27 protein-coding genes are annotated in these 19,033 nt (G+C 48.2%); 17 read left to right on the top strand and 10 right to left on the bottom strand.

All coding sequences use genetic code 11. The features are described from left to right. The first annotated feature begins 140 nt into the window (after positions 1-140). Positions 141-770 (top strand): hypothetical protein, encoded by a 630-nt coding sequence (locus L0Y31_RS01810; protein WP_234735364.1) that lies wholly within the window; start codon positions 141-143, stop codon positions 768-770. Between the two features lie 82 nt (positions 771-852). On the opposite strand, the gene L0Y31_RS01805 is transcribed toward L0Y31_RS01810, so the two are convergent. From L0Y31_RS01805 to L0Y31_RS01790, 4 genes are all read right to left on the bottom strand, one after another. Next, the gene (locus L0Y31_RS01805; RefSeq protein ID WP_234735363.1) at positions 853-1,242 is read right to left on the bottom strand and encodes a hypothetical protein; all 390 of its coding nucleotides are present in this window, start codon (positions 1,240-1,242) and stop codon (positions 853-855) included. A gap of 183 nt (positions 1,243-1,425) precedes the next feature. Further along, positions 1,426-2,430, bottom strand: coding sequence for a glycosyltransferase family 2 protein (locus L0Y31_RS01800; protein ID WP_234735361.1), 1,005 nt, complete (start codon positions 2,428-2,430; stop codon positions 1,426-1,428). A gap of 3 nt (positions 2,431-2,433) precedes the next feature. Next, positions 2,434-4,602, bottom strand: a complete 2,169-nt coding sequence (locus L0Y31_RS01795; RefSeq protein WP_234735359.1) for a glycosyltransferase family 39 protein — start codon at positions 4,600-4,602, stop codon at positions 2,434-2,436. 143 nt (positions 4,603-4,745) lie between these two features. Beyond that, positions 4,746-5,234 (bottom strand): hypothetical protein, encoded by a 489-nt coding sequence (locus L0Y31_RS01790; protein ID WP_234735358.1) that lies wholly within the window; start codon positions 5,232-5,234, stop codon positions 4,746-4,748. Positions 5,235-5,364: 130 nt separating this feature from the next. Here L0Y31_RS01790 and L0Y31_RS01785 point away from each other — a divergent pair, with 130 nt between their 5' ends. The 16 genes from L0Y31_RS01785 to L0Y31_RS01710 all read left to right on the top strand — a co-directional run bounded on the left by L0Y31_RS01785 (position 5,365) and on the right by L0Y31_RS01710 (position 13,900). Beyond that, a complete protein-coding gene (locus L0Y31_RS01785; protein ID WP_234735357.1) occupies positions 5,365-5,640 on the top strand; it encodes a hypothetical protein in 276 nt (91 codons plus the stop codon). A gap of 145 nt (positions 5,641-5,785) precedes the next feature. After that, positions 5,786-6,061, top strand: coding sequence for a hypothetical protein (locus tag L0Y31_RS01780; protein WP_234735356.1), 276 nt, complete (start codon positions 5,786-5,788; stop codon positions 6,059-6,061). Between the two features lie 93 nt (positions 6,062-6,154). Next, positions 6,155-6,385, top strand: coding sequence for a hypothetical protein (locus L0Y31_RS01775; protein ID WP_234735355.1), 231 nt, complete (start codon positions 6,155-6,157; stop codon positions 6,383-6,385). After that, positions 6,382-6,639 carry a hypothetical protein gene (locus L0Y31_RS01770; RefSeq protein ID WP_234735354.1) on the top strand — a complete coding sequence of 86 codons (258 nt, stop codon included), beginning with the start codon at positions 6,382-6,384 and terminating at the stop codon, positions 6,637-6,639. The genes L0Y31_RS01775 and L0Y31_RS01770 overlap by 4 nt, the downstream gene beginning before the upstream one ends. 19 nt (positions 6,640-6,658) lie before the next feature. Next, positions 6,659-7,555 (top strand): hypothetical protein, encoded by an 897-nt coding sequence (locus L0Y31_RS01765; RefSeq protein WP_234735353.1) that lies wholly within the window; start codon positions 6,659-6,661, stop codon positions 7,553-7,555. Then, positions 7,539-8,258, top strand: a complete 720-nt coding sequence (locus tag L0Y31_RS01760) for a hypothetical protein (RefSeq protein ID WP_234735352.1) — start codon at positions 7,539-7,541, stop codon at positions 8,256-8,258. Before L0Y31_RS01765 ends, L0Y31_RS01760 begins: the two co-directional genes overlap by 17 nt. A 14-nt stretch (positions 8,259-8,272) precedes the next feature. Further along, positions 8,273-8,845, top strand: coding sequence for a hypothetical protein (locus L0Y31_RS01755; RefSeq protein ID WP_234735351.1), 573 nt, complete (start codon positions 8,273-8,275; stop codon positions 8,843-8,845). Between the two features lie 134 nt (positions 8,846-8,979). After that, positions 8,980-9,498 (top strand): DUF4494 family protein, encoded by a 519-nt coding sequence (locus tag L0Y31_RS01750; RefSeq protein ID WP_234735350.1) that lies wholly within the window; start codon positions 8,980-8,982, stop codon positions 9,496-9,498. Continuing rightward, positions 9,495-9,938, top strand: coding sequence for a VRR-NUC domain-containing protein (locus tag L0Y31_RS01745; RefSeq protein ID WP_234735349.1), 444 nt, complete (start codon positions 9,495-9,497; stop codon positions 9,936-9,938). Before L0Y31_RS01750 ends, L0Y31_RS01745 begins: the two co-directional genes overlap by 4 nt. Before the next feature lie 121 nt (positions 9,939-10,059). Beyond that, positions 10,060-10,725 (top strand): hypothetical protein, encoded by a 666-nt coding sequence (locus L0Y31_RS01740; RefSeq protein WP_234735348.1) that lies wholly within the window; start codon positions 10,060-10,062, stop codon positions 10,723-10,725. After that, on the top strand, positions 10,718-11,800 hold the full coding sequence (locus L0Y31_RS01735; RefSeq protein ID WP_234735347.1) for a DNA-methyltransferase: 1,083 nt from the start codon (positions 10,718-10,720) through the stop codon (positions 11,798-11,800). Before L0Y31_RS01740 ends, L0Y31_RS01735 begins: the two co-directional genes overlap by 8 nt. Continuing rightward, positions 11,797-12,876, top strand: a complete 1,080-nt coding sequence (locus L0Y31_RS21040) for a DNA cytosine methyltransferase (protein WP_407084054.1) — start codon at positions 11,797-11,799, stop codon at positions 12,874-12,876. Before L0Y31_RS01735 ends, L0Y31_RS21040 begins: the two co-directional genes overlap by 4 nt. Positions 12,877-12,998: 122 nt before the next feature. Beyond that, positions 12,999-13,250 (top strand): hypothetical protein, encoded by a 252-nt coding sequence (locus tag L0Y31_RS01725; RefSeq protein ID WP_234735345.1) that lies wholly within the window; start codon positions 12,999-13,001, stop codon positions 13,248-13,250. Beyond that, positions 13,234-13,446 carry a hypothetical protein gene (locus L0Y31_RS01720; protein ID WP_234735344.1) on the top strand — a complete coding sequence of 71 codons (213 nt, stop codon included), beginning with the start codon at positions 13,234-13,236 and terminating at the stop codon, positions 13,444-13,446. The genes L0Y31_RS01725 and L0Y31_RS01720 overlap by 17 nt, the downstream gene beginning before the upstream one ends. Next, positions 13,443-13,652 carry a hypothetical protein gene (locus L0Y31_RS01715; RefSeq protein ID WP_234735343.1) on the top strand — a complete coding sequence of 70 codons (210 nt, stop codon included), beginning with the start codon at positions 13,443-13,445 and terminating at the stop codon, positions 13,650-13,652. The genes L0Y31_RS01720 and L0Y31_RS01715 overlap by 4 nt, the downstream gene beginning before the upstream one ends. 41 nt (positions 13,653-13,693) lie before the next feature. Further along, complete coding sequence (locus tag L0Y31_RS01710) at positions 13,694-13,900, top strand: hypothetical protein (protein WP_234735342.1); 207 nt, start codon at positions 13,694-13,696, stop codon at positions 13,898-13,900. 90 nt (positions 13,901-13,990) lie between these two features. Here L0Y31_RS01710 and L0Y31_RS01705 read toward each other — a convergent pair whose 3' ends face one another. Genes L0Y31_RS01705 through L0Y31_RS01680 form a run of 6 tightly spaced genes read right to left on the bottom strand, consistent with a single transcriptional unit; the run spans position 13,991 to position 19,024 of the window. Next, a complete protein-coding gene (locus L0Y31_RS01705) occupies positions 13,991-14,524 on the bottom strand; it encodes a CHAP domain-containing protein (RefSeq protein WP_234735341.1) in 534 nt (177 codons plus the stop codon). Then, positions 14,524-15,273, bottom strand: a complete 750-nt coding sequence (locus tag L0Y31_RS01700) for a hypothetical protein (RefSeq protein ID WP_234735340.1) — start codon at positions 15,271-15,273, stop codon at positions 14,524-14,526. The genes L0Y31_RS01705 and L0Y31_RS01700 overlap by 1 nt, the downstream gene beginning before the upstream one ends. Next, entirely contained in the window at positions 15,270-15,674 is a 405-nt protein-coding gene (locus L0Y31_RS01695) for a hypothetical protein (RefSeq protein ID WP_234735339.1), read from the bottom strand. The genes L0Y31_RS01700 and L0Y31_RS01695 overlap by 4 nt, the downstream gene beginning before the upstream one ends. A 57-nt stretch (positions 15,675-15,731) precedes the next feature. After that, positions 15,732-15,959, bottom strand: coding sequence for a hypothetical protein (locus L0Y31_RS01690; RefSeq protein ID WP_234735338.1), 228 nt, complete (start codon positions 15,957-15,959; stop codon positions 15,732-15,734). Further along, positions 15,946-16,311: a hypothetical protein gene (locus L0Y31_RS01685; RefSeq protein ID WP_234735337.1), complete on the bottom strand. Its 366-nt coding sequence runs from the start codon at positions 16,309-16,311 to the stop codon at positions 15,946-15,948. The genes L0Y31_RS01690 and L0Y31_RS01685 overlap by 14 nt, the downstream gene beginning before the upstream one ends. 1 nt (position 16,312) lies before the next feature. Next, complete coding sequence (locus L0Y31_RS01680; RefSeq protein WP_234735336.1) at positions 16,313-19,024, bottom strand: SGNH/GDSL hydrolase family protein; 2,712 nt, start codon at positions 19,022-19,024, stop codon at positions 16,313-16,315. Positions 19,025-19,033 lie beyond the last annotated feature (9 nt).

Raw genomic sequence — 19,033 nt, 5'->3', positions numbered from 1 at the left:
GTATTTAGCAAGATTTCTTTTGACGGTTGATTCTCTAAAAAATAATAAACAAATAGTGCTTTTTTGAGCTAAAAAAGCCCCCGAAAAGCCACTTTTTTACTCTTTTTTTTGTTCTGTAAATAGGGTAAACACATCTTATTATGCAAGCCATTAAAGACTTAACTGCTGAACAACAACTGCTCATTAAAAAGCCGCTGCCTGCTGAGGCCGTCAAGCCTCATCCGACCAAACAAGGCATGTCGACTATAAAGGCCATTTATGTAACGGAACGGCTTAACGACGTTTTTGGTATCGGAAAATGGACCATTAAAACAGATTTACTTCCTGCTACGGCAGACGGTAATTTGTTTACAATAAGGACATACACTACGTCAAACGGCAAAGAGCGGACGGAGTATTTCGCCGTGGCCAAGACGGTCCTGGAAATCCCGGATTATGGGGTTCATTATGAATGCATTGCCGGTGCGTCTAATGATGACATGGGTGATGCCGCGAAAGGAGCGACAACGGATGCGATCACTAAAATCTGTTCGTATCTGGGTATAGGAATTGATGTCTTCAAAGGCCAGCATGACCAGGCGTTGAAAATGGAAGAGGCGCGGGTAAAGCTGGAAATTAGCAAAGCGGCGATGGGCATCAAGAAATGCGAGACCGTAGAGCAATTAAAAGACGTGAAGGCAAAGCTGCCGGAGTACGTGCTCAATAGCCGCGATTTTAAAGAAGCGGCTACGGAACGATTCAATCAGATTAGCATGAAACAGGCAGCCTAGATAAAATAATCGGTCTTCTAACTAAGGATAGAAAAAACGAACCCGGTACAGCGCCGGGTTTTTTTTTGTAGCTATGCTGCGTTCAGGATGGGTTTTCAAGTGCTTTGGTTAATTGTTTCAATTCTCGGATAAACTGTTTCCGGCTCATTACAAGCTGTTCCTCATCCAGCCTTAACTCACTAATAGCCAAAGTGATTCGCTGAAACGTAGCTGTTAGCCTCACATTACCTGCTAGTTGGGAAGTGCAGCCATAGGTTATTAGTAAATTGTTTCCCGAAGGTTTGATGAATAGGCCATCGGCGTACCCGTCAACTTGGTCCACTATCAGAAAGGCAGCTTCATTTTCTTGCAGTTGGTTTGCGTGTTGATAAAGATTTGGGTCGAAAAAAACACAAACCATTTCCTCGACGCTGTTTTTAGATCGACTATTCCGCTCTGTGTTAGGGTAATAGTAAGTAGTGAGCTGTTGCATGGGTATGGAAAGGCTAATCGGAGTGTTCACCGGGAAAGAACTTAATTTTGTTTGCGACAGCTAAGTTGGGTAAAACCTTAGGAATGAGTCTACTTACTTCTGATGAAGTAGCAGAATTTGCCTACGAAGCGACAAGAAGCGCAGTTGGAGTTAGAGAGAAAACTAAAAAAGGGGCAAATCTAATTAGTTAGGATAGGCATCATAAACCATATCTTGTCGGATTTCATTACCTAAATTCAGTTTTTCATCGATGATGTATTCTGGTCTTTTCTTAATTTCATCAAAAACGTTACTCAAATACTCGCCTAGAATACCGATAGTCAGCATTTGAATACCGCCGAAAAACATGACGACAATAATAGTCGAAGACCATCCTTGAACCAGACTCTGGGGAAGAAAAATGTTGTTATAAATCACCCAAAGCAAAAGAAGAAGCGCGATAGCCACAGAAACAACGCCCAACGAAGAAGCTATTTGTAAGGGTTTATGACTAAAGTAGAGCAGACTTGTCCGCGCAAACTTAATCATTTTCCATAATGGGTACTTGGTTGTACCAGCAAATCGTTCATTGCGGCTATAAACGAAGGGAACCTGTTTAAATCCTACCCAGCTAATCAAGCCCCGGATGTATTTATTTCGTTCTGGCAGCTGGTTAAAAGCATTGATTACTTTTCGGTCAATGAGCCGGAAATCGCCCGTATCTAAAGGTAAATTAACTTCAGATAGTTTATTGATTGTCCGGTAGAAAAGACGAGCCGTAAACTTTTTGAAAAACGTTTCTCCTGCCCGCCTTTTGCGAACAGCATAGACTACATTACACGCTGAATTCTGGTAGAGATTGACCATATCCGGGATCAACTCAGGAGGATCTTGTAAGTCGGCATCAAGGATAATGGCTAAGTCTCCAGAACAGTTTTTTATACCGGCAGATACAGCAGGTTGGTGGCCAAAGTTTCGCGAAAAGGAAAGAATTTTAAGGCACTTATCTTCCAGAGCGAGTTTTTTTAAAATAGAAAGAGTTCGGTCGCAACTTCCATCATTGATAAATATAAGTTCATAATTCTGGAAGTTTGCCTGCATAACCTGACTCAGGCGCGTATAAGATTCCAGCAAAACCTGTTCTTCGTTGTAACAGGGAATGATTACAGAGAGAAAGGGTGAAGTACTATCTATTGTAATATTTCTCATGGTTTAGAATAGATACATTTGAGTAGCTATAGGATTGAGTTTTACCAGGAATAAATTATCAGATCGATGGATGTTTTCGATCAGGGAATTAGGTATTGTAGATTTGAGTAGTTCTTCATTGTCTGTTAAAACATAATTATAAGGAAAGGCTTTTTTTGCATTGGGTAAGAGAATAAATTCTTTTTTATAACGGATATAAGCCATCATAACTGGCTTGTCAACGTGATCATTTAAAGCCGCCCAATAATGATAAAAGCCAACTTCTTTTTTAAAGAGAATCCCTACATTATGCACATCAGCCTTAACGTAGGGTAGAAGCGCTGCGAAATCATTATAGTCCTGCAAATGGTTAGCGAAGTAAGCTTTCTTTCGATCGATGGAAAAAATGTTATCATTCTTTTCAACGTCATAATAGCCAAGCTCCGATAATTGATTAAATATAGTTGAACGCTCCTGGTAAGAAAAACTTTTCTTGATTTGATAACAATCTGACTTATCCAACGGTAAATAATACTTATTTAGAACAAGGTTATATACGTCCAGTTGCTTGTTATCCTCAGAACAAATGGATTTTGGAATATGCGCTGATACTTTTTTAAAATAGTAGCGAGTTGGAAAAAGCGCCTTGCTAGGATTACCGCATACGAGGCAAATGGCAATAAGGAGAAGAACTGTAGAAAGATAAAATCCACTTTTATTGAGACTCTGATAAACGCCGCCTACAAGCAGCGCACCAATGGCAAAAAAAGGCATGTGAGTGCGGGAACTCCATAGTTGAAATTTGAAAATCGAGCAGAATAAAAGGAAAGCAATCAGAGATAGAAGCGCAATCCATTTTAGTGGCTTGTTCTTTTTTTGAGCCAATAAGAAGACAGTGCAGCCTAGAAGGATAAAGAAGTGAGGTGTATTCGGAGCCATGTCTTCATGCATGGAAAATCGAGTAAAATAAGCATTTAAGCTAATTCTAGGGTCATCGATAGCAACTCCGAGCCATTGATGGAATGTGAGGATGATTTGATCTATTAGGGTATTGTAAGCACCAAAAGGTAAGCCAAGGTGAAGGGCAAAATTTTTAATTATGTTCGATAAAGTATACGCTACTGAGTGAGCTTCGGCGGGAATACGCTCAGCAAACAGTCGGGAGTCTTCTCGGGGACTTAGTAAATTACCAAAAAGCTGGTAGTTACGAATTAAAAAAGGCGTGAAGATAATGGCTAGGAAAGCTAAAGCAATTGCTAGGTGGATTAAGCTATAAGTAATGCCCCTTCTTTGCAAGGTACGTAGGCCAATATAGAGGGCAAAGGGTAACGCAAAGATAAAGATCGTGTATTTTGCAAATCCGCCAAAAGCTAAACAAAGCATACAAAGAGCCAGCGATGCATTAGGTTGAGTAGACTGAGGATTTATAGCTTTAAAGCCAAATAAAAGAAAACAAATAAAATAGAAACAGGCTATATAATCGCTTTGTGTTGTTGTGCTTTCAAAAATTCCAATCGGGAGGGTGAGCAGGAAAATCCCGGCAATCAATTGTCTTTTATAATCCTGGTTCAGTTCTTTAGCCAGTAGGGTAATGCCGCAGATAGAACCAACCATGGCACCAAATTGAACAATATTCGCAAGCTTATCCGAATTAACAAGCAAGAATGTATTTAAAATTAAATACTCAGCAAATACATTATGGTACAGCTGCTGAAGATGTATAGTAGGATAATGGCCAAGGTTTTGATGGTAAAGCCAATACAGAATTCGGTTAAGATGGTAATTATTAGAATCCAGGTTGTTGGGAACACTAGCCAAAGCCAGCCAGCATAAAGGAACTGCAATTAAGAGAAGACTACCCGTAATTAAAATCTTTTGCCTTATCGGAAATTGCCTGAACTGAAAAATAATCTGATTCGTAGGAAGAGCTATTTTCCGGTATTTAAGCTGATATACTAAAAGCAAAGTCACGCTAATAGCAACCAGTAGCCAAGCCGCAAAGGCTGTTTTTGAAGTGAGCGCATTCCAGTAAGAAGATAGCTCATTGTATAAGAATAAGAAGGAGCCTACGCTAACTAATGTATACAGATAAGCAAGCCTAAGAGTTGTGAAAGGACCATCTTTTTGCTTGTTACCAATAAAGAATAAAAAGTAAATACAAATGAGAGAGTAAATCGCCAGGAATATCGCCATATTGAAACCTGCTATTTACAAAAAAAAGCATAAAAAAAACGTCAAATAGCTCTATTTGACGTTTTTTTTATGTTGGCGGTCCGGACGGGGAAGAACCCTAAGAACCAAACCCTCAAAAAATGCCATTCCCGAGGCTTTTCGGGTTAGGGGTGACCGTAGTTGTTGCCTTTTAGCCCATTTTTATCTATCACGACAGATAAAAGATCGGACGCTCCAGGTAGATCAACTAGGCAATCAGTCACGCCCTCATGCTTTCCCATTTGCTGGCGAACCAGATGGTATATGGCGTCTTTTTCTTGCCGCAATTGCTCATTTTCAATTTCCAGCCTTTTCACCAAAGCTCGTAATTGATCGATCTGTTCATAGGGTGATTGGCTTTTTTGTCCTGGCCTATACGGTTCACCATAGCCAGTACTAAGCCATACGGGATCCGCATCAGGCAAAGCTTGAGCCACCTTCTTCCAAAAAGAAGCTCTTGGCTTAATCCCGTTTTGCACGTAGTTATAAATATTCTGCGCACGATCTTCCTTCAACACATCTTTTGCGAAATCAGGAATAGAAAGATTCAGAACATTTATTAGATGAATCAATCGCTCCCGATCATCCATCACTTTTTCTGGTTGATTCGCCATAATTTATTCAAAAACATTTGAATATGGTTAGAATAATATTTTATCTTTGCATCATATCTCTGACAAAGATAGGTTCTATCAAATCAAAGTCAAACTTTATTTCTGGTTAAACGGCATAATCATTCCATGTATGGCAAAAAGACACTGGCCACAAACAGAAGCAAACCTAGCCAAATACGCAGCAATGCGTAAAAATTTGGCTTTAATCCCGCGAGGAAAGGCTTTTGGTGATGTAAATAAGTGGCTAAAGGACAACGGCGGGTCTCCAATATCCCTAAGCATGTTTAGACAAGTAACGGCGGGCTATAAGCTTGATAAGCTGATTTACCTTGCAATAAGAGAGGTAGCAATCCATTGGAAAGCGAGGCATGAGTTTGAAACTGAGCAGCTTTCGGAGGTGGTGTAAAAAATTTTAAACTTTAATTCAAATCTTAATGAGAAAAGTTTGAATTTGGTTTGAATATACTTACCTTTGAATTGTCAATCAAAAACAAAGCCCCAGTGCTGCTCGAACATACACCGGGGCTTCAAATCAAATCCGACACAAAGCTATGGAAACGCTCTTAGAAGTACAAGTCCCCAACTACCTACCTCTATCAGAAATTACCTACCGCGACCTGAATCTGCTTTTCGAAGTAGAAGATTTCCGGGCCAACATCTACTGGGAAGCCCTCGAAGCGGCCTGCCAGACAAAAGGAGCCTGGTATATCACCTGCGAAGGAGACAGCGCGATCTGGGTTTCCTTCCGCCACAAAGAAGGCAGACTGCTGGAAATCGACCTGGACTGGTCACTGGAAAAAATAGCTACTGAAGTCTACTACCTCTAACCCAACCGGCCCGGACAATACTAAGTGTTTATTTGACGACTACCCCCGGCCTTGCCGGGAAGTAGTGTCCGGGCCTTCAAAACATAGCTTACCATGAACACATTCGCAGTTGCTTTTCCTGAACCCGGCGTAACCCTTCTCGAGTCGCCCGCCCCGTCTAATGTCGCCCAGCCAGCCCCAGAAGTGCGCGACCAGCTAAAACAGGAATACGAAGCCATGATTCAACGCTGGTTTGATCGCGGACTGATCGATAACACCCAGTTCATCTTGGCTACCCCTTTTGAAGAAGTTATCTACTACCCAAACGCCTCTAAACAATCATGACAACACATCACCCCGCATGGGCGAAGTCAAAGTACTTCACCCATGCCACACCCCGCAAAAAGAAGCTACGCTGGTTTACCATCCTGCGCTATTACGCCCGCTTTATTTGGCTGGTTGACCAATTCTTTTACCTGTTATCCAAGGCTCTGTTTTTTCTCGTTTTCGGCATCATTCCTTTCCTCGTTTTTGGCCTGATGTGGCTGCTTGGATTCGGGTACGATTCAAAAAAGGACAATACGCCCTGCAATTTCTAGAATATACGACCGTAACTGAATGAGCCAGTTTTTCAAACTCAATACTCGCTTTTGGCAGCTTGACAAGCAGAAGAGCTTCACTCCGCACGAAACGCGGCTGTTCTTCTACCTGCTCAACGTGGCTAATGAGTTGGGCTGGCCAGCGGAATTTGAACACGCAGACAGCAAAACCTGCGGCAACGTAGCCATGTCAACCAACGGTATGAAGAACGCCAGAACGACCTTGGTCGAAGCGGGACTCTTTCAATTTACCGAGGGCGGAAAGGGGCGGGCGAATGGTGTTAGGTATCACTTTAGCTATCACGGTGTGACACCTAAGACGACACCTAACGTGACACCTAAAGGGGGCAAAAAATTAGAAAAGGTGTCACGTAAGCTGTCACCCGGTGACACCAACACTACTATAATAGAGACTAAAGAAATAGATAGAGAGGAAAAAGGCGAAAACGAACTTTCAAATCTTGATCTAAAAAACACGCAAAGCGCCGCCCAAAAGCCCCCCGTTGCGCCCCCCCCCCAGGAGCAGGAACCGCCGCCAGAACCTGACCTGATGAGCCAGTACAAAACCGACCTGCTCGGTAGCCGCAGCTGGCAGGAACAAACCGCCAAGACATTAAAACGAAAGGCCGACTGGATACTCCAGCACATCGAACTCTACTTTGACGAGATGGGGCCAACGGGTCAGGACAAGGGCCGAACCTTTTCGGACGTTCGGAAACACTGCTACTACTGGATGAAAGACCAAAGCCAACGCCAACAACGAGATGACCAACGTAATCAGCAATCAAAACCACGCAGTAGCAACAGTGCCAGCGGGCAACCAGCTCGCCCTGCAAAGCAAGTCCCCGTTACCACCGACGACGACCTTATTGCTCGCCTCGAAGCAAGGAAAGAAAGTCTTGGATTCGTCGGCTAGCGATCTACGCGCCCTGGTTAACCACATCGTTTGGGTACTGGGCATCAAGATCGATCCCAATGCCAAGGCTCAACATGACGACTTGGTGCTGGATATGATCATGCGGATTCAGAGCCGTTACAAAAACAGCACACTTGAAGAAGTTCGGCTGGCCTACGATCTGGCTGTTGATGGCAAACTGATTGATTCAAAGGGCAAAACGCTCGAAGCGTTCCGAATGCTGGATTTTGTCTCGTTTTCTAGCGTCATGGAAGCTTTCAGTCGCTACTGCGCCAATGACCCCGACCTAATTCGGCTATACCGAAACCAACAGGTAGGTGCGTTGCCCGAACCCGAAAAAACTCCAGAGCAGTACATGCAGGAGGTACTTGCTCAGGCCGTGGCGCAGGTAAAGCGGGGCGAAAGTTACCCCGATTTTGGCAACGTGCTCTTTGAGTGGCTTATGCGTACCGAGCAGATCAGCTACACGCAGGAGCAGATTGATGCCTATTACAATCTGGCCTACCGCCCCGTGATCGACATTATCGTCGGGGAGAAAGAAGCGATTCCCCTGTTTCCCACGCAGGCCCAGAAAGACCGCCGAAACATCTTGACCCAGATGATTGCCGACGACCTGAACGACGTGCATAATGATGAACTCTACAGCAGGGTCCGCGCCTACGCCAAATATTTAGCCCTTAACGATTACCTCAAAACGCTTTAACCATGCAATCCAAGATGCATTCATCTAAAAATTACAGCCAAACGGCCATCAAGAAATACGAAAGCGTACTCGCCTCGCTGCGTACCGACTTAACGGGAAAATGGGCACAAATCAACCAGCAAGGTTTTGCAATGGCCCACTGTGTTTCCAGTCGGCTGCTCCCGGCCCTGGTGCAAATCGGCGCTCTGGAAGTACAGGGAGTGCCCCGCAAACGTCAGTTCCGGGCAACCAACCGCCTTGTTTCGGTGAGAGCCGAAGACGTGCTGAAGGCATGCCGGGACATGACCTCGGGCAAAGTTTTCGTGGAAGGGAAAGTCCAGCCCGAAGCTACGCAATCGCCCAGTATTCCTTTTGGCGGCACCATCACCGCATCGGACCCGTCCACTGATCAGGACATCGTAACGGCCAATCTTGATCAGGATCCCGAAATTGTAGGGTTGTCATTCCTCTCCGAGCAGCCCGTTATTGAGCGCCTGACCATTGACGACGTAACGATTCAAATCAGCGCGACCGGCAAACCCCGCCGGGACATTGGCCCCTATCTGGATTTGATGGTGAGAGAGTTCAAAGCCAAGCTGGGCCAATGAAGCCAAACGATACCCTGCTGATTCAGATGACGCTGTTTACCAGCCTGTCGTTTCTAACCAGCCTTGTTCTGATCACCGTGTTTGTGGTCACCTACCGCGAGAAAAAACAGTAACCACTTCAAACCAAAATAGCCATGCTTTTTCAATCCCGAATCCAGTACAAAGTTCTCGACAAAGAGCGTAAATGGAAAACCATTGTTGAGCAATTCCTGCACGACTCGTTTACCTTCACCGAAGTTGAAGCCCAGATTTACAAGGTCACCGAGGGCCGCCTGACTGACTTCTCCGTCAAGGCCATCGCCATTGTCAACTACGATGATGTTTACTCGGCGGGCACGGGCAATCACTTCTACAAGGTCAGCATTCTGGAAGTGATCGGGGAAGAAAAACGAACCCTGACCCACCTGGTTACCGCCGATGACGTGACCGATGCCGAGAACCGGGCCGAAGCCTTTACCAGGAACTTTGGCGGTGATCTGACCATTCAGAGCGTTCAGAAAACCAACATTCTGGGTTTCTGGCACCCCAACGCGGAGCTATGGCAGTCTGACTTCCGCAATCGCATGGATGACCTGAAAGATGCCGGCCACGTGAGCGGTGACATCAACCAGACTACAATTGATTTCGGGAGCAAAAAACCGGTAGCTGCATGACCGCCGCTGAATACCAAGCCCACGCTGCGAGCCTGAACTATGTTCCGCGCTCGCAGCCCAAGGCCCGCAAGAAACCGGGCAACCTGGAATCCGGCCTGCAAGTAGCCTGCGTTCGCTGGTTTCGGGATCAGTACCGGGAATCGGCAAACTTACTCTTCGCCATTCCCAACGGTGGGCACCGCAACAAGGCCGTGGCCGCCAAACTCAAACACGAAGGGGTGCTGGCCGGGGTGCCTGACTTGATGCTGGCCAAGGCAAGCGGTGCCTTTCACGGCCTGTTTGTCGAACTCAAAGTCCAGTATGCCAACGGGCAAAAGAATACCCCTTCGCCCGAGCAAAAACAGCGCATCAAGGAGCTGAAAGAGCAAGGGTATTTTGTGGCTGTCTGCTACGAACTCAACCAGTTTATCGAGGTGGTTAACACTTACCTCCATCCATAACCAAGACATTACCCCCGCCCGAACGACTATCTTTTGTTCAACCTTATCAACTGGCCGACTAAGCCATCGTCGTGGTTTTGTATACCGTTTGGGTGCGGGGTTCTTATTTAAAATCAAATCCATGAAAATCAGACCGATATTGTTCAGTACGCCAATGGTAAAAGCCATCCTGAAAGGCGATAAAACCCAGACCCGGCGGATTGTTAAACAACAACCAGAGCAACACCATACGGCCATGTGTCCGGCTACTGTTCTAGACGGATCAGGTAAGTTTGGCTACCTCTATCACGCCATTGATACCAAAGATAATCTGTTTGTAAAGTGCCCCTATGGTCAAAAAGACGATGTGCTTTATGTGCGCGAAACATGGTTGCCTTTTGATAAAAGCCATATTGTTGATGGTCAGAAATACGCATACAAAGCTGATTCGACCGCAGACTCAGAATCGGAAGAGATTCGTCAGGACTATATCAAGGCGGGCTACAACTACCGTTGGCGGTCGTCCCTGCACATGCCGAAAGAGGCTGCTCGGCTTTGGCTCCAAATAGAAACTGTCCGCATTGAACGCTTGCAGGACATCTCGCAGGACGATGCATTTGAGGAAGGGGTTGATTGGCTGAAATGTCCCATACGCATGGATTTGCCCGGCTCATTCTATGATTATAAAGCTGGATATAAGGATCTATGGGGATCAATTAACGGTGCCGACTCATGGAATGAGAACCCTTACGTATGGGTAGTAACGTTCAAGAAAATCGACAAGCCAAATCTTGAAGAGAATGCTTGAACTGAACAAAATACACAACATGGATTGTCTGGCTGGGCTAAGGCTGCTACCCGACAATAGCGTTGACTGCTGCGTAACATCACCGCCGTACTACGCACTCCGGGATTACGGTCACGCCGATCAAATTGGACTCGAAGACACCCCCGAAGCCTTTATACAGAAACTGGTTGATGTGTTCCGCGAAGTGCTTCGGGTTTTGAAGCCCGAAGGAACCTGCTGGATAAACATCGGTGATAGCTACTGGGGCGGCAAAGGTAAATCCGGTCAGAGCTATTCCCCCGATTACCAGAACGAGCGGTATTCAAAGGGGCGCTCTTACAACGGGTCTCACCATCAAATCGCTGGCAAGGGCATTACGCGTCCCACTGACCGCAAACATCCCGACTATAAGCCAAAGGATTTAATCGGTGTGCCTTGGATGCTGGCCTTTGCGCTTCGTGCCGATGGCTGGTACTTGCGTCAGGACATCATCTGGAGCAAGCCAAACCCCATGCCCGAATCCGTTGTTGATCGCTGCACCAAATCCCACGAATATATTTTCCTGCTCACTAAATCGGCCTCGTATTACTACGACATTGAGGCGGTGAAAGAGCCTATTGCCGCCGCTAGCGTTGCCCGGCTGAATCAGGATCTCGAGCAACAAAAAGGCTCGGACCGTGTACCCGGAAAAACCAACGGAACCATGAAGGCCGTGATTGGCAAGTCCGGCAATAAAGCCCGGAAATCTGGCTCGGAACGTGGCTGTCCGGAAGGATCAGGGTCGAATGTATGCGGATCAGTTCCTTGGGAGGGTTCGCAGCGCAATAAGCGTTCGGTCTGGACCGTGGCCACTCGGCCATTCTCCGAAGCCCATTTCGCCACATTCCCGCCTGATCTGATTGTGCCCTGCATTAAGGCAGGCTGTCCCAAAGGCGGCCTGGTACTTGACCCTTTTATGGGAGCGGGCACCGTGGCCATGGTTAGCCAGAAGCTAGGCCGGAAATACATCGGCTTTGAACTCAACCCCGAATACGTCGCCATTGCTGAGCGGCGAGTAAATACAGAAGTTGGCCCATTAACTGCGTTGTTTCAATGAGAGTGTGTTCGCTTTTTGCCGGAATCGGCGGCTTTGATTTAGCGGCTGAATGGATGGGTTGGGAGACCTGCCTACAAGTTGAATTAGATGAATGGTGCCAAAAGGTACTAGCTAAAAACTTTCCTGCTGCGGAACGACATGGAGATATTAAGACATTCGACGGAACAAAATACAAAAACAAGATCGACCTTATCTGCGGCGGATTTCCTTGCCAGCCCTATAGTCAGGCCGGAAAACGGCTCGGCAAAGCGGATGAACGCCATCTCTGGCCCGAAATGCTTAGAGTTATTCGAGAAATCAAACCGCGCTGGGTTGTGGGCGAAAACGTTCGCGGGCTACTTACTTGGAACGACGGACTGGTATTCGATGAGATCTGCGCTGATCTGGAAGCTGAAGGCTATGAAGTCCAAGCGTTTGTACTTCCTGCTGTCGCCGTCAACGCCCCGCACCGACGCGATAGACTTTGGATTGTGGCCTACGCCAACAACCGCAGCGGCCAATCAGGGAATGAATCAACCGGACGGGCGGCGAGGACAAACGCTGATCGGAGCGGCAAAGGGGCAAATGTGGCCAACGGTTCGGGCGAATATGACGGGCGGTGTTTCAGAAGGCAGGCTGAACGACAAGTTCAACAACCTGGAAAAGGCGCTCAGCAAGGCGCTCCTGCCAACGCCAACAGTAATGGATACGGGAGCAACAACAGAGCTCAGCAAGTTAGATGCTCGCCGTGCCAAGGCAAAGGCGTCCAAAATAAATGGCAATGGGTTCGGTCAAACACTTGGGGAATTGGCACAGAGGAATTTAATACCGACACCACAGGCAGCGGAAGGACACAAGCTCACCGGCCTAGAAAATCAGAACTCAACAACCAAAGTAGTCCGGGAATTGACTGGTCAGACTGGCCAACTCAACCCCCACTTTGTCCTCGAAATGATGGGATTTCCGCCGGACTGGACCGATCTGCCAGTTGGCGATCCAATGCAATTAAAGCTTCCGGGAATGCCGTAGTACCGCAGGTAGTCCTGCAAATTTTCCGCACCATTCAGCAATACGAAGACTCGTTGATGGTGGTCTAAAATTGCCGAAAACGGGCCAAAAATTGCAAAAAGCGGGTCAAAATCACCGAAAAACGTACCAAAGTTTCCAAATTAGACAAATAGCCTATTACTCGTACTCAGGTACGAGTAATATTTTAACCATGAGAAAGGATGAAAAGCAACTGCTTAAACGATTCCTGAAAGGCTACCGGAATGGCAGGCAACGAAGCTACTTACTGCACACAAACGGCTTAACCGCTCACGCTACATTCACCGGAATACCCAGTAAGAAAACGCTTAAAATGCTCAATACCGTTATTGAACGGGCTTACCATACACCACTTTCAAAACTCAATAATCATGGAGCCAATTACATTTCGTCAGCTCAGGGAGCAGATGAACGGATTAAATGAACAACAACTGGATTCGCCTGTTCGATGGATGGGAGACGAACGGGGCGGCACCGTTAAGGTGTTGCACGTTTACGAGGAAGATATGCTCAATGATGACGGGCAAGCAATCGAAAGGTCGGCATTTACCGAAGAAGAAGCTACCGATTTGAAGGTTGCCTACCCAAAAGGAACGCCGGTCTTGGAAGTGGATTTATGACAAACCCAGGCAGGCGACAAAAGCAAACTACCTACGTATTCGACCAGTCTGGAAAGCTGGTCGATACACTGGAAAGCATGAGTGCTGCTGCTGCACGGTACGGCTATAACGTGGGGCGGATTAGCCAACTGGTCAAAGAGGAGCGACTGAGCCGGGGGCTGTACTTTTCGGACGATGCGGATTTTGTGCCGAGTCGGAGCTGGTGAAAAGCAAAAAGCAGCTTAATTAGTAGCCTGAAATGATCGATATGGAAAAGCAGTTAATGGAAAGGCTAGTCAAAGACGGGTTTCATTCCTTTGAAAGTGATAGCTTAGGCGTAACCTTTATTGGCCCCGACGGGCGGGCATGGCAGGCTAACCGCAGCGTAAACCAGCGGATTAATTTGTTTTTGGGCGATGAGCTGGTAATAACCGTGGATTCGGTTGACGAAGTAGCGGACTTTATTCTGATTTAAGTAAGAAACCCCACCAGCAAGCGCCGGTGGGGTTTAAGTATTATTCACTTAGTAAACCCTTTGAAGGGCAAAGCAAAAATAATAGCTTCCCTATAATCCCGTTCTGATGTAACCCAGAATAGCCGATTTCTTCCGGAATCGCTGCATGACCTGCCCGCCGGTGCGGCTTCCATTGGCATCGGTATTACCTTCTACGGTGTAGATTAACCCGTCTTTTCCGACCGATTTCACAATGCCCGTGTGGCCTAAACCTTTACCAAAGTCCATAATGAAGATGTCGCCGGGAGCGGGGTTCTGAACGAGCTTGAATCCAGCTTTGATCTGCTTGTCACGGAACGCCTTCGCGCCGGGGCTAGAATCCGCTACGTCCTGAACGAGCTTGGTTGATGCTGGCACCCGTCGCCATTGATCCAAGACGCCACCGGTCGCTTTGAGTGTTAGGGGTATATTTTGCTCTTTTGCGGCTAGTTTGGCGCACCAGACCACGAAGGCCATGCACCAGGCATACCCGCCGCCCAGCCCCACGGCACTCAGGTAGCCTTCTACGTCTTTGCCTTTGTTACTACCGGGCGGGTCTTCCCGTTTTCCGACCTGGGTCAATGCGATTTCGAGTAGGGTTCTCATTAGTCAAAGTCTTTAACGATGTAGGTATCGGTCGAATCGATCTTGCCGCGCCCAAACCAGTTCCACGGCCAGAATCGGTTTTTTTGTTCGGGCTTCGGCTCCGGTAGCTTCGGCGGCGGTGGGTATTTCGGCGGCGCGATGGGCTTGACGTTGGGTAGTCTCAGGCGGGTAGGCTTGGTTTTAACCACCTTTTTAGCCGGACTTTTGATCGCTTCCTTGATGGTTTGTTGCTCTTTGAGGATGATGCCCACATCCTGAGTAACCTGCGTTACCTTGGCATCGGTGGCGTTCATGCGGTTGTTGAGCGCGTAGAGCTGGGTTGTCTGTGCCTTGACCACATCGGCTAAATAGATCACCGACTGCGTGGATTGCTTCTGGGCAACCCGGTCGTCGTCTTTGGTTTCCACGAATGCCCCCAGTCCGGCCACGATTAGCACTAGTACCAGGGCACCCAACTGATAAAACAGGTTACGCTGCCGGTTGGCCTTGGCTTCTTTGGTAGCTGGTTTGCTGAAATCCGACCAGAATAGTCCCGCAGCCATTAGGGCGTTGCCCCAGACAAAACACTGAATCGGGTACGGGTTCAGATTCGGCGCAATAGCTCCCAGTGCCCCGAAGCCGTTACCGACAAAGCCCAGAAACAAGGCGTTCTTGTACATCTTGGGCTTACTGAGGTTGTTGGCCAGAATCCCATACAGCGAAACAATCGCTATCCCGGCCCCTAAGAGAATAAAAAATACATTGCTCATGGCGTTGGTGTGTTGTTTTTCGCTGCATTGAATGCTTTCCAGAACGCGGTAAAGGCTTCGTATAGCCGCCCGAAAAAGTCGGGGAACGAGTTCGATTCGTTGTAGGTCTTCAGGGCCAGTCTGAGAATCTTATCCCCACCCATGCCCAGAAAAATTGAAAAGAAGCTTACCAGAAACGCGTTCCATTTCCAGTAATAAATGGCTGAACCCGACAGGATGGAAACCGCTAACACAGCGACGAATTGTGAAAAAATACGGGCGTACACGCTTAGACCTTCTTCGCCCTTGGTATTTACAAACTGGTAGGCCGCGCCCATCATCACGCAGAAAACCATGAGTAAGTAAATAGCATGGGCAATGAGCCAGGTCAAAGCAATTTTAAGTAGGTCTTTAGGTTCCATCTCGTCGGTTAGGCACTTGTTACTGGATTATCGGTTGGCATGGTCAGTGCCGGACGTTTACTTCTTCCCGGCTTGGCGGGCAACCTTTTTACAGCGGCAAAACAGCCAGCGGTGACAGGTCTGTACTTTCAAAAGGGCGGCGTCTTTCACGGCGATGCGGCGGTATAGATCAACATTCTCCACCTTGTAGGCTGTTGATCCCGTCACCACACTATCGTATTTAGGCTTCAGGCGTTCGAGTTCCCAAAGCCTAGCGACGGTTTCCTCCCAGTCACTTTTTGTCAAGCTGACGAAGTCTTGCGAGTAAGCGGGTTGTTTCGATAGCCAGCTCAGAAGCAGACAGAGTAGCAGACTTTTTGCGCAATTCTTCCACGATGATTTCATTCTTTTTCGCTAAATCCAGTTGGGCTTTCGTGTTGGCAATGGTTTGGTCTCGACCCCGTAGGTCGGCGCGTAGGGCGGCAATCGTGTCCTGTTGGGCGGCTAGTTCTTCCTTTTGGGTAGCTACTACACCTCGCTGAACTTCCAGCTTAGAGTCTAGCTGGAAGTTTAAAACGGATGCCCAGATAAGGCCTGCCAGTAGGATCAGGCAGGCCAGGTACAGGACGGGGCGGGGTATGGTTTTTAGCCAGATCATCTTAGTTCAGATTGGCAAAGCAGGCTGAGCTTCCCTGCACCAGCGTGGCGTTGGTGATTTTCCCCGCAAAAGCAATCTCCACGCGAAGCGTCGGATTGTTAAGCGTGAAAGCTCCCTGTGCAGGCAAGGTGAACGTAAACGCTAAGTTCTCGTTGGTTAGGCCCTGCACCAGATCGGCTCCGGTGGTGCTCCACGTTCCAACCGGAAGAAGGTAGATTTTTTGTCCCCCGTTTTGCAGGTACACGCGCATATACGGGGTTCCGCCCTGCACCCGAAGCGTGAGCGTGTAAGTTTTCCCGTACAGGTAGCCCGTGAGTGTACTTGATTCCAGATAAAAGGGCGAACCACTCGCGTCGGAGGCATTACCACCCATAAAGTCGTTAAAGGCAGTCGTTCCGATCGCGCTAGGCGATAACTCGTAGTACTTCACCGTCGAGCGGTTGTTGAGTCGGTATAACCCGCCCCAGGCACCCGCATTGATTACCTTATGCACCACGCCCGCCGTAGCGGTCCGATCCACGGTCACCGAATCAATTGTCTCCCGGTACGATTGCCCCTGAATTACATCCGTGGCCGCCAAATCCCCCGTAATGCTCAATGGAAGCCCCAATTCGCGGGTTTTGACAAACTCGGTCTGCGTGATCGTAGCTGCTTCACCTTCCGCCACCCAGGCCCCGTACACCTCGACATTTCCGTTCAAAACCAGCGAGAAGGTGCGGCCCACCTCGGCGCTTGCGTGTGCCTTAACGGTGAATGTCCAGTAAAGCGGGGCTTCGTCTGTAGCGACCGGCAACGAGATTTGAGTTCCGCCCCCGGCTCCCTGTGTGGCCGTGCTGCCTGAAACGAAACGGGGCGCAAGGTTATCGCCACCGCTGGACATTGTTACAGACGAACTACCCCCCGTGCGGCGGAATAAGATGGTTACCGTGGCGGTCGTTTCCGTTGTTTTCCCCGCCAGCTTTTTTGTTATATATAGCTGACTATTCAGGTTGGTGATGTAGGGACCAAACGCGCTTTTTGAGCTTGACGCGCGGATTGTTTCGTTGGTATTTCCACCCGTGATCTGATTCCGAACGCTGAGCGAAAGCGCAACGGGTAAAAGCTTGTTTGAAAGTAGATCGACCGCCTGACCCACGACAACCCGATCTTCTATTCTTCCCGCCTTATCCAGGCCACGCAGAAGCGACCCTATCTGTTTGTTACTGATAGCAACCGAACCACCAGACCGCGCATTAGCATAACGCTCTAAAGCGATTCGGTTGACACTGTTGACGCCGGGATGCTCCACCCCAAACAGTCGCACCAAGGCATTCAGTAGCAGTCGTTCACCATTGGCGTTCGGGTGCGTTTTGTCGGTGCCGGGAAAATAGGTTTGCTCGTAGAGCGTCCGGTTGGAGTGGTCAACCATCGCCGCCCAGTCGATAAACGAGACATGCGGATTGAGTGCGGCCTGGCGCAAGCTATTCAGCATGGTCTTTTTCTGGGTATTCAACACGCCTGATGCGTCCAGAAATGACATTGCGGGCATTTCGGAAATCAGAACAATGGGCGTAGCGCCTTCCTTTGTTTTCTGCATGGCCCGGTCGAGAACACTCTGAAACAGGGCCACATCACCGTCATTGGTGAAATGCTCCATGATGATCGCGTCCGGCTTGGTAGCCCCCGTGCGCCCGAAAAAGCTATCCGTCCCCGTATTTCCCACCACTGGAATGAGCGGCAGGTTACCTGCATCTACGGTGGTGGAAGGCGACATAAACTCCCGCAAGGCCGAGCCGCCGAGTGTTGCATTCTCAATAATTACCCCAGGGGTATTGCTTATAAACTCGATCCGCTCTAGGTAGGCTCGTCCGTTCGTAACACTCGGTGCCGTGATCGTAATCGTGTGGTAGCCCTCTTTCGTCGTAGAAGAAAAGTCAAAAACCGCCTCGTTATTATAGGACTGTGATCCGGCACTACTCAGGTTTTGAATAGCCCCGCCGTCCACACTTACACCAAACTCACTACCGTCGCTTTCTTTACTATACACCAATATGATTTTATCCCCGTACCCGCTCAGTGTAAGCGGGTTATTGCCTGGCTGCATAACCATTCTAACGAAGCTACTGCCGCCGTATCGCTGTTTTACGTAGCCGTTACTTGGCAGGTAGGTTCCGCCGTAACCGCCCAGGTTCAGCACCGTTCCGGCCCGACCAAACTTGGTTTGTAACCAGGCGGCAATGGTCTGTACACCTGCCGTCTCAAAGCTGCTGATGCTGGTTCCCGTCAGTGCAATGCGCACGGGTTGCACTTTCATCTTGGACATTAGCTGCCCCAGGTGTCCGACATTTAGCCCTTTTTCGGTTAGCTTTCGCAGTTCTGTTTCAACCGTCGTGGGTAGGGACTTTTGGGGCTCCACGTAATTAAGCGCCGCTGCACCATTGCCCACCAGGGCCGTTAGTGTCGTGGCTTCGGAGGTTGTCATGAGCCGACCACCCGGCACCGCATTAACCTTTTTGGCCAGCGAGTCGGTCACTAGTTTCAGGCTCGGTATTTCAATCTGCACCCCCGTCTTGGGCTTGGCGATAAGGCGCGTAGTTCCGCGCTGAAAAAAGAGGCTATAGCCCGTTGATCCCTGCGGTTTGGTGTTTACCGAGTCCGCAATAGGAACAAAAGGAACTTGCGCCTGGGCAAGAAATGCACTTAGTAAGAGTACAAGCGATAAGGAACGTTTCATAGTTATGTA

The sequence above is a fragment of the Tellurirhabdus bombi genome (assembly GCF_021484805.1).
GTDB lineage: Bacteria > Bacteroidota > Bacteroidia > Cytophagales > Spirosomataceae > Tellurirhabdus > Tellurirhabdus bombi.
The sequence above is the reverse complement of the archived record's forward strand: the minus strand, read 5'-3'. Positions and strand labels throughout refer to the sequence as shown.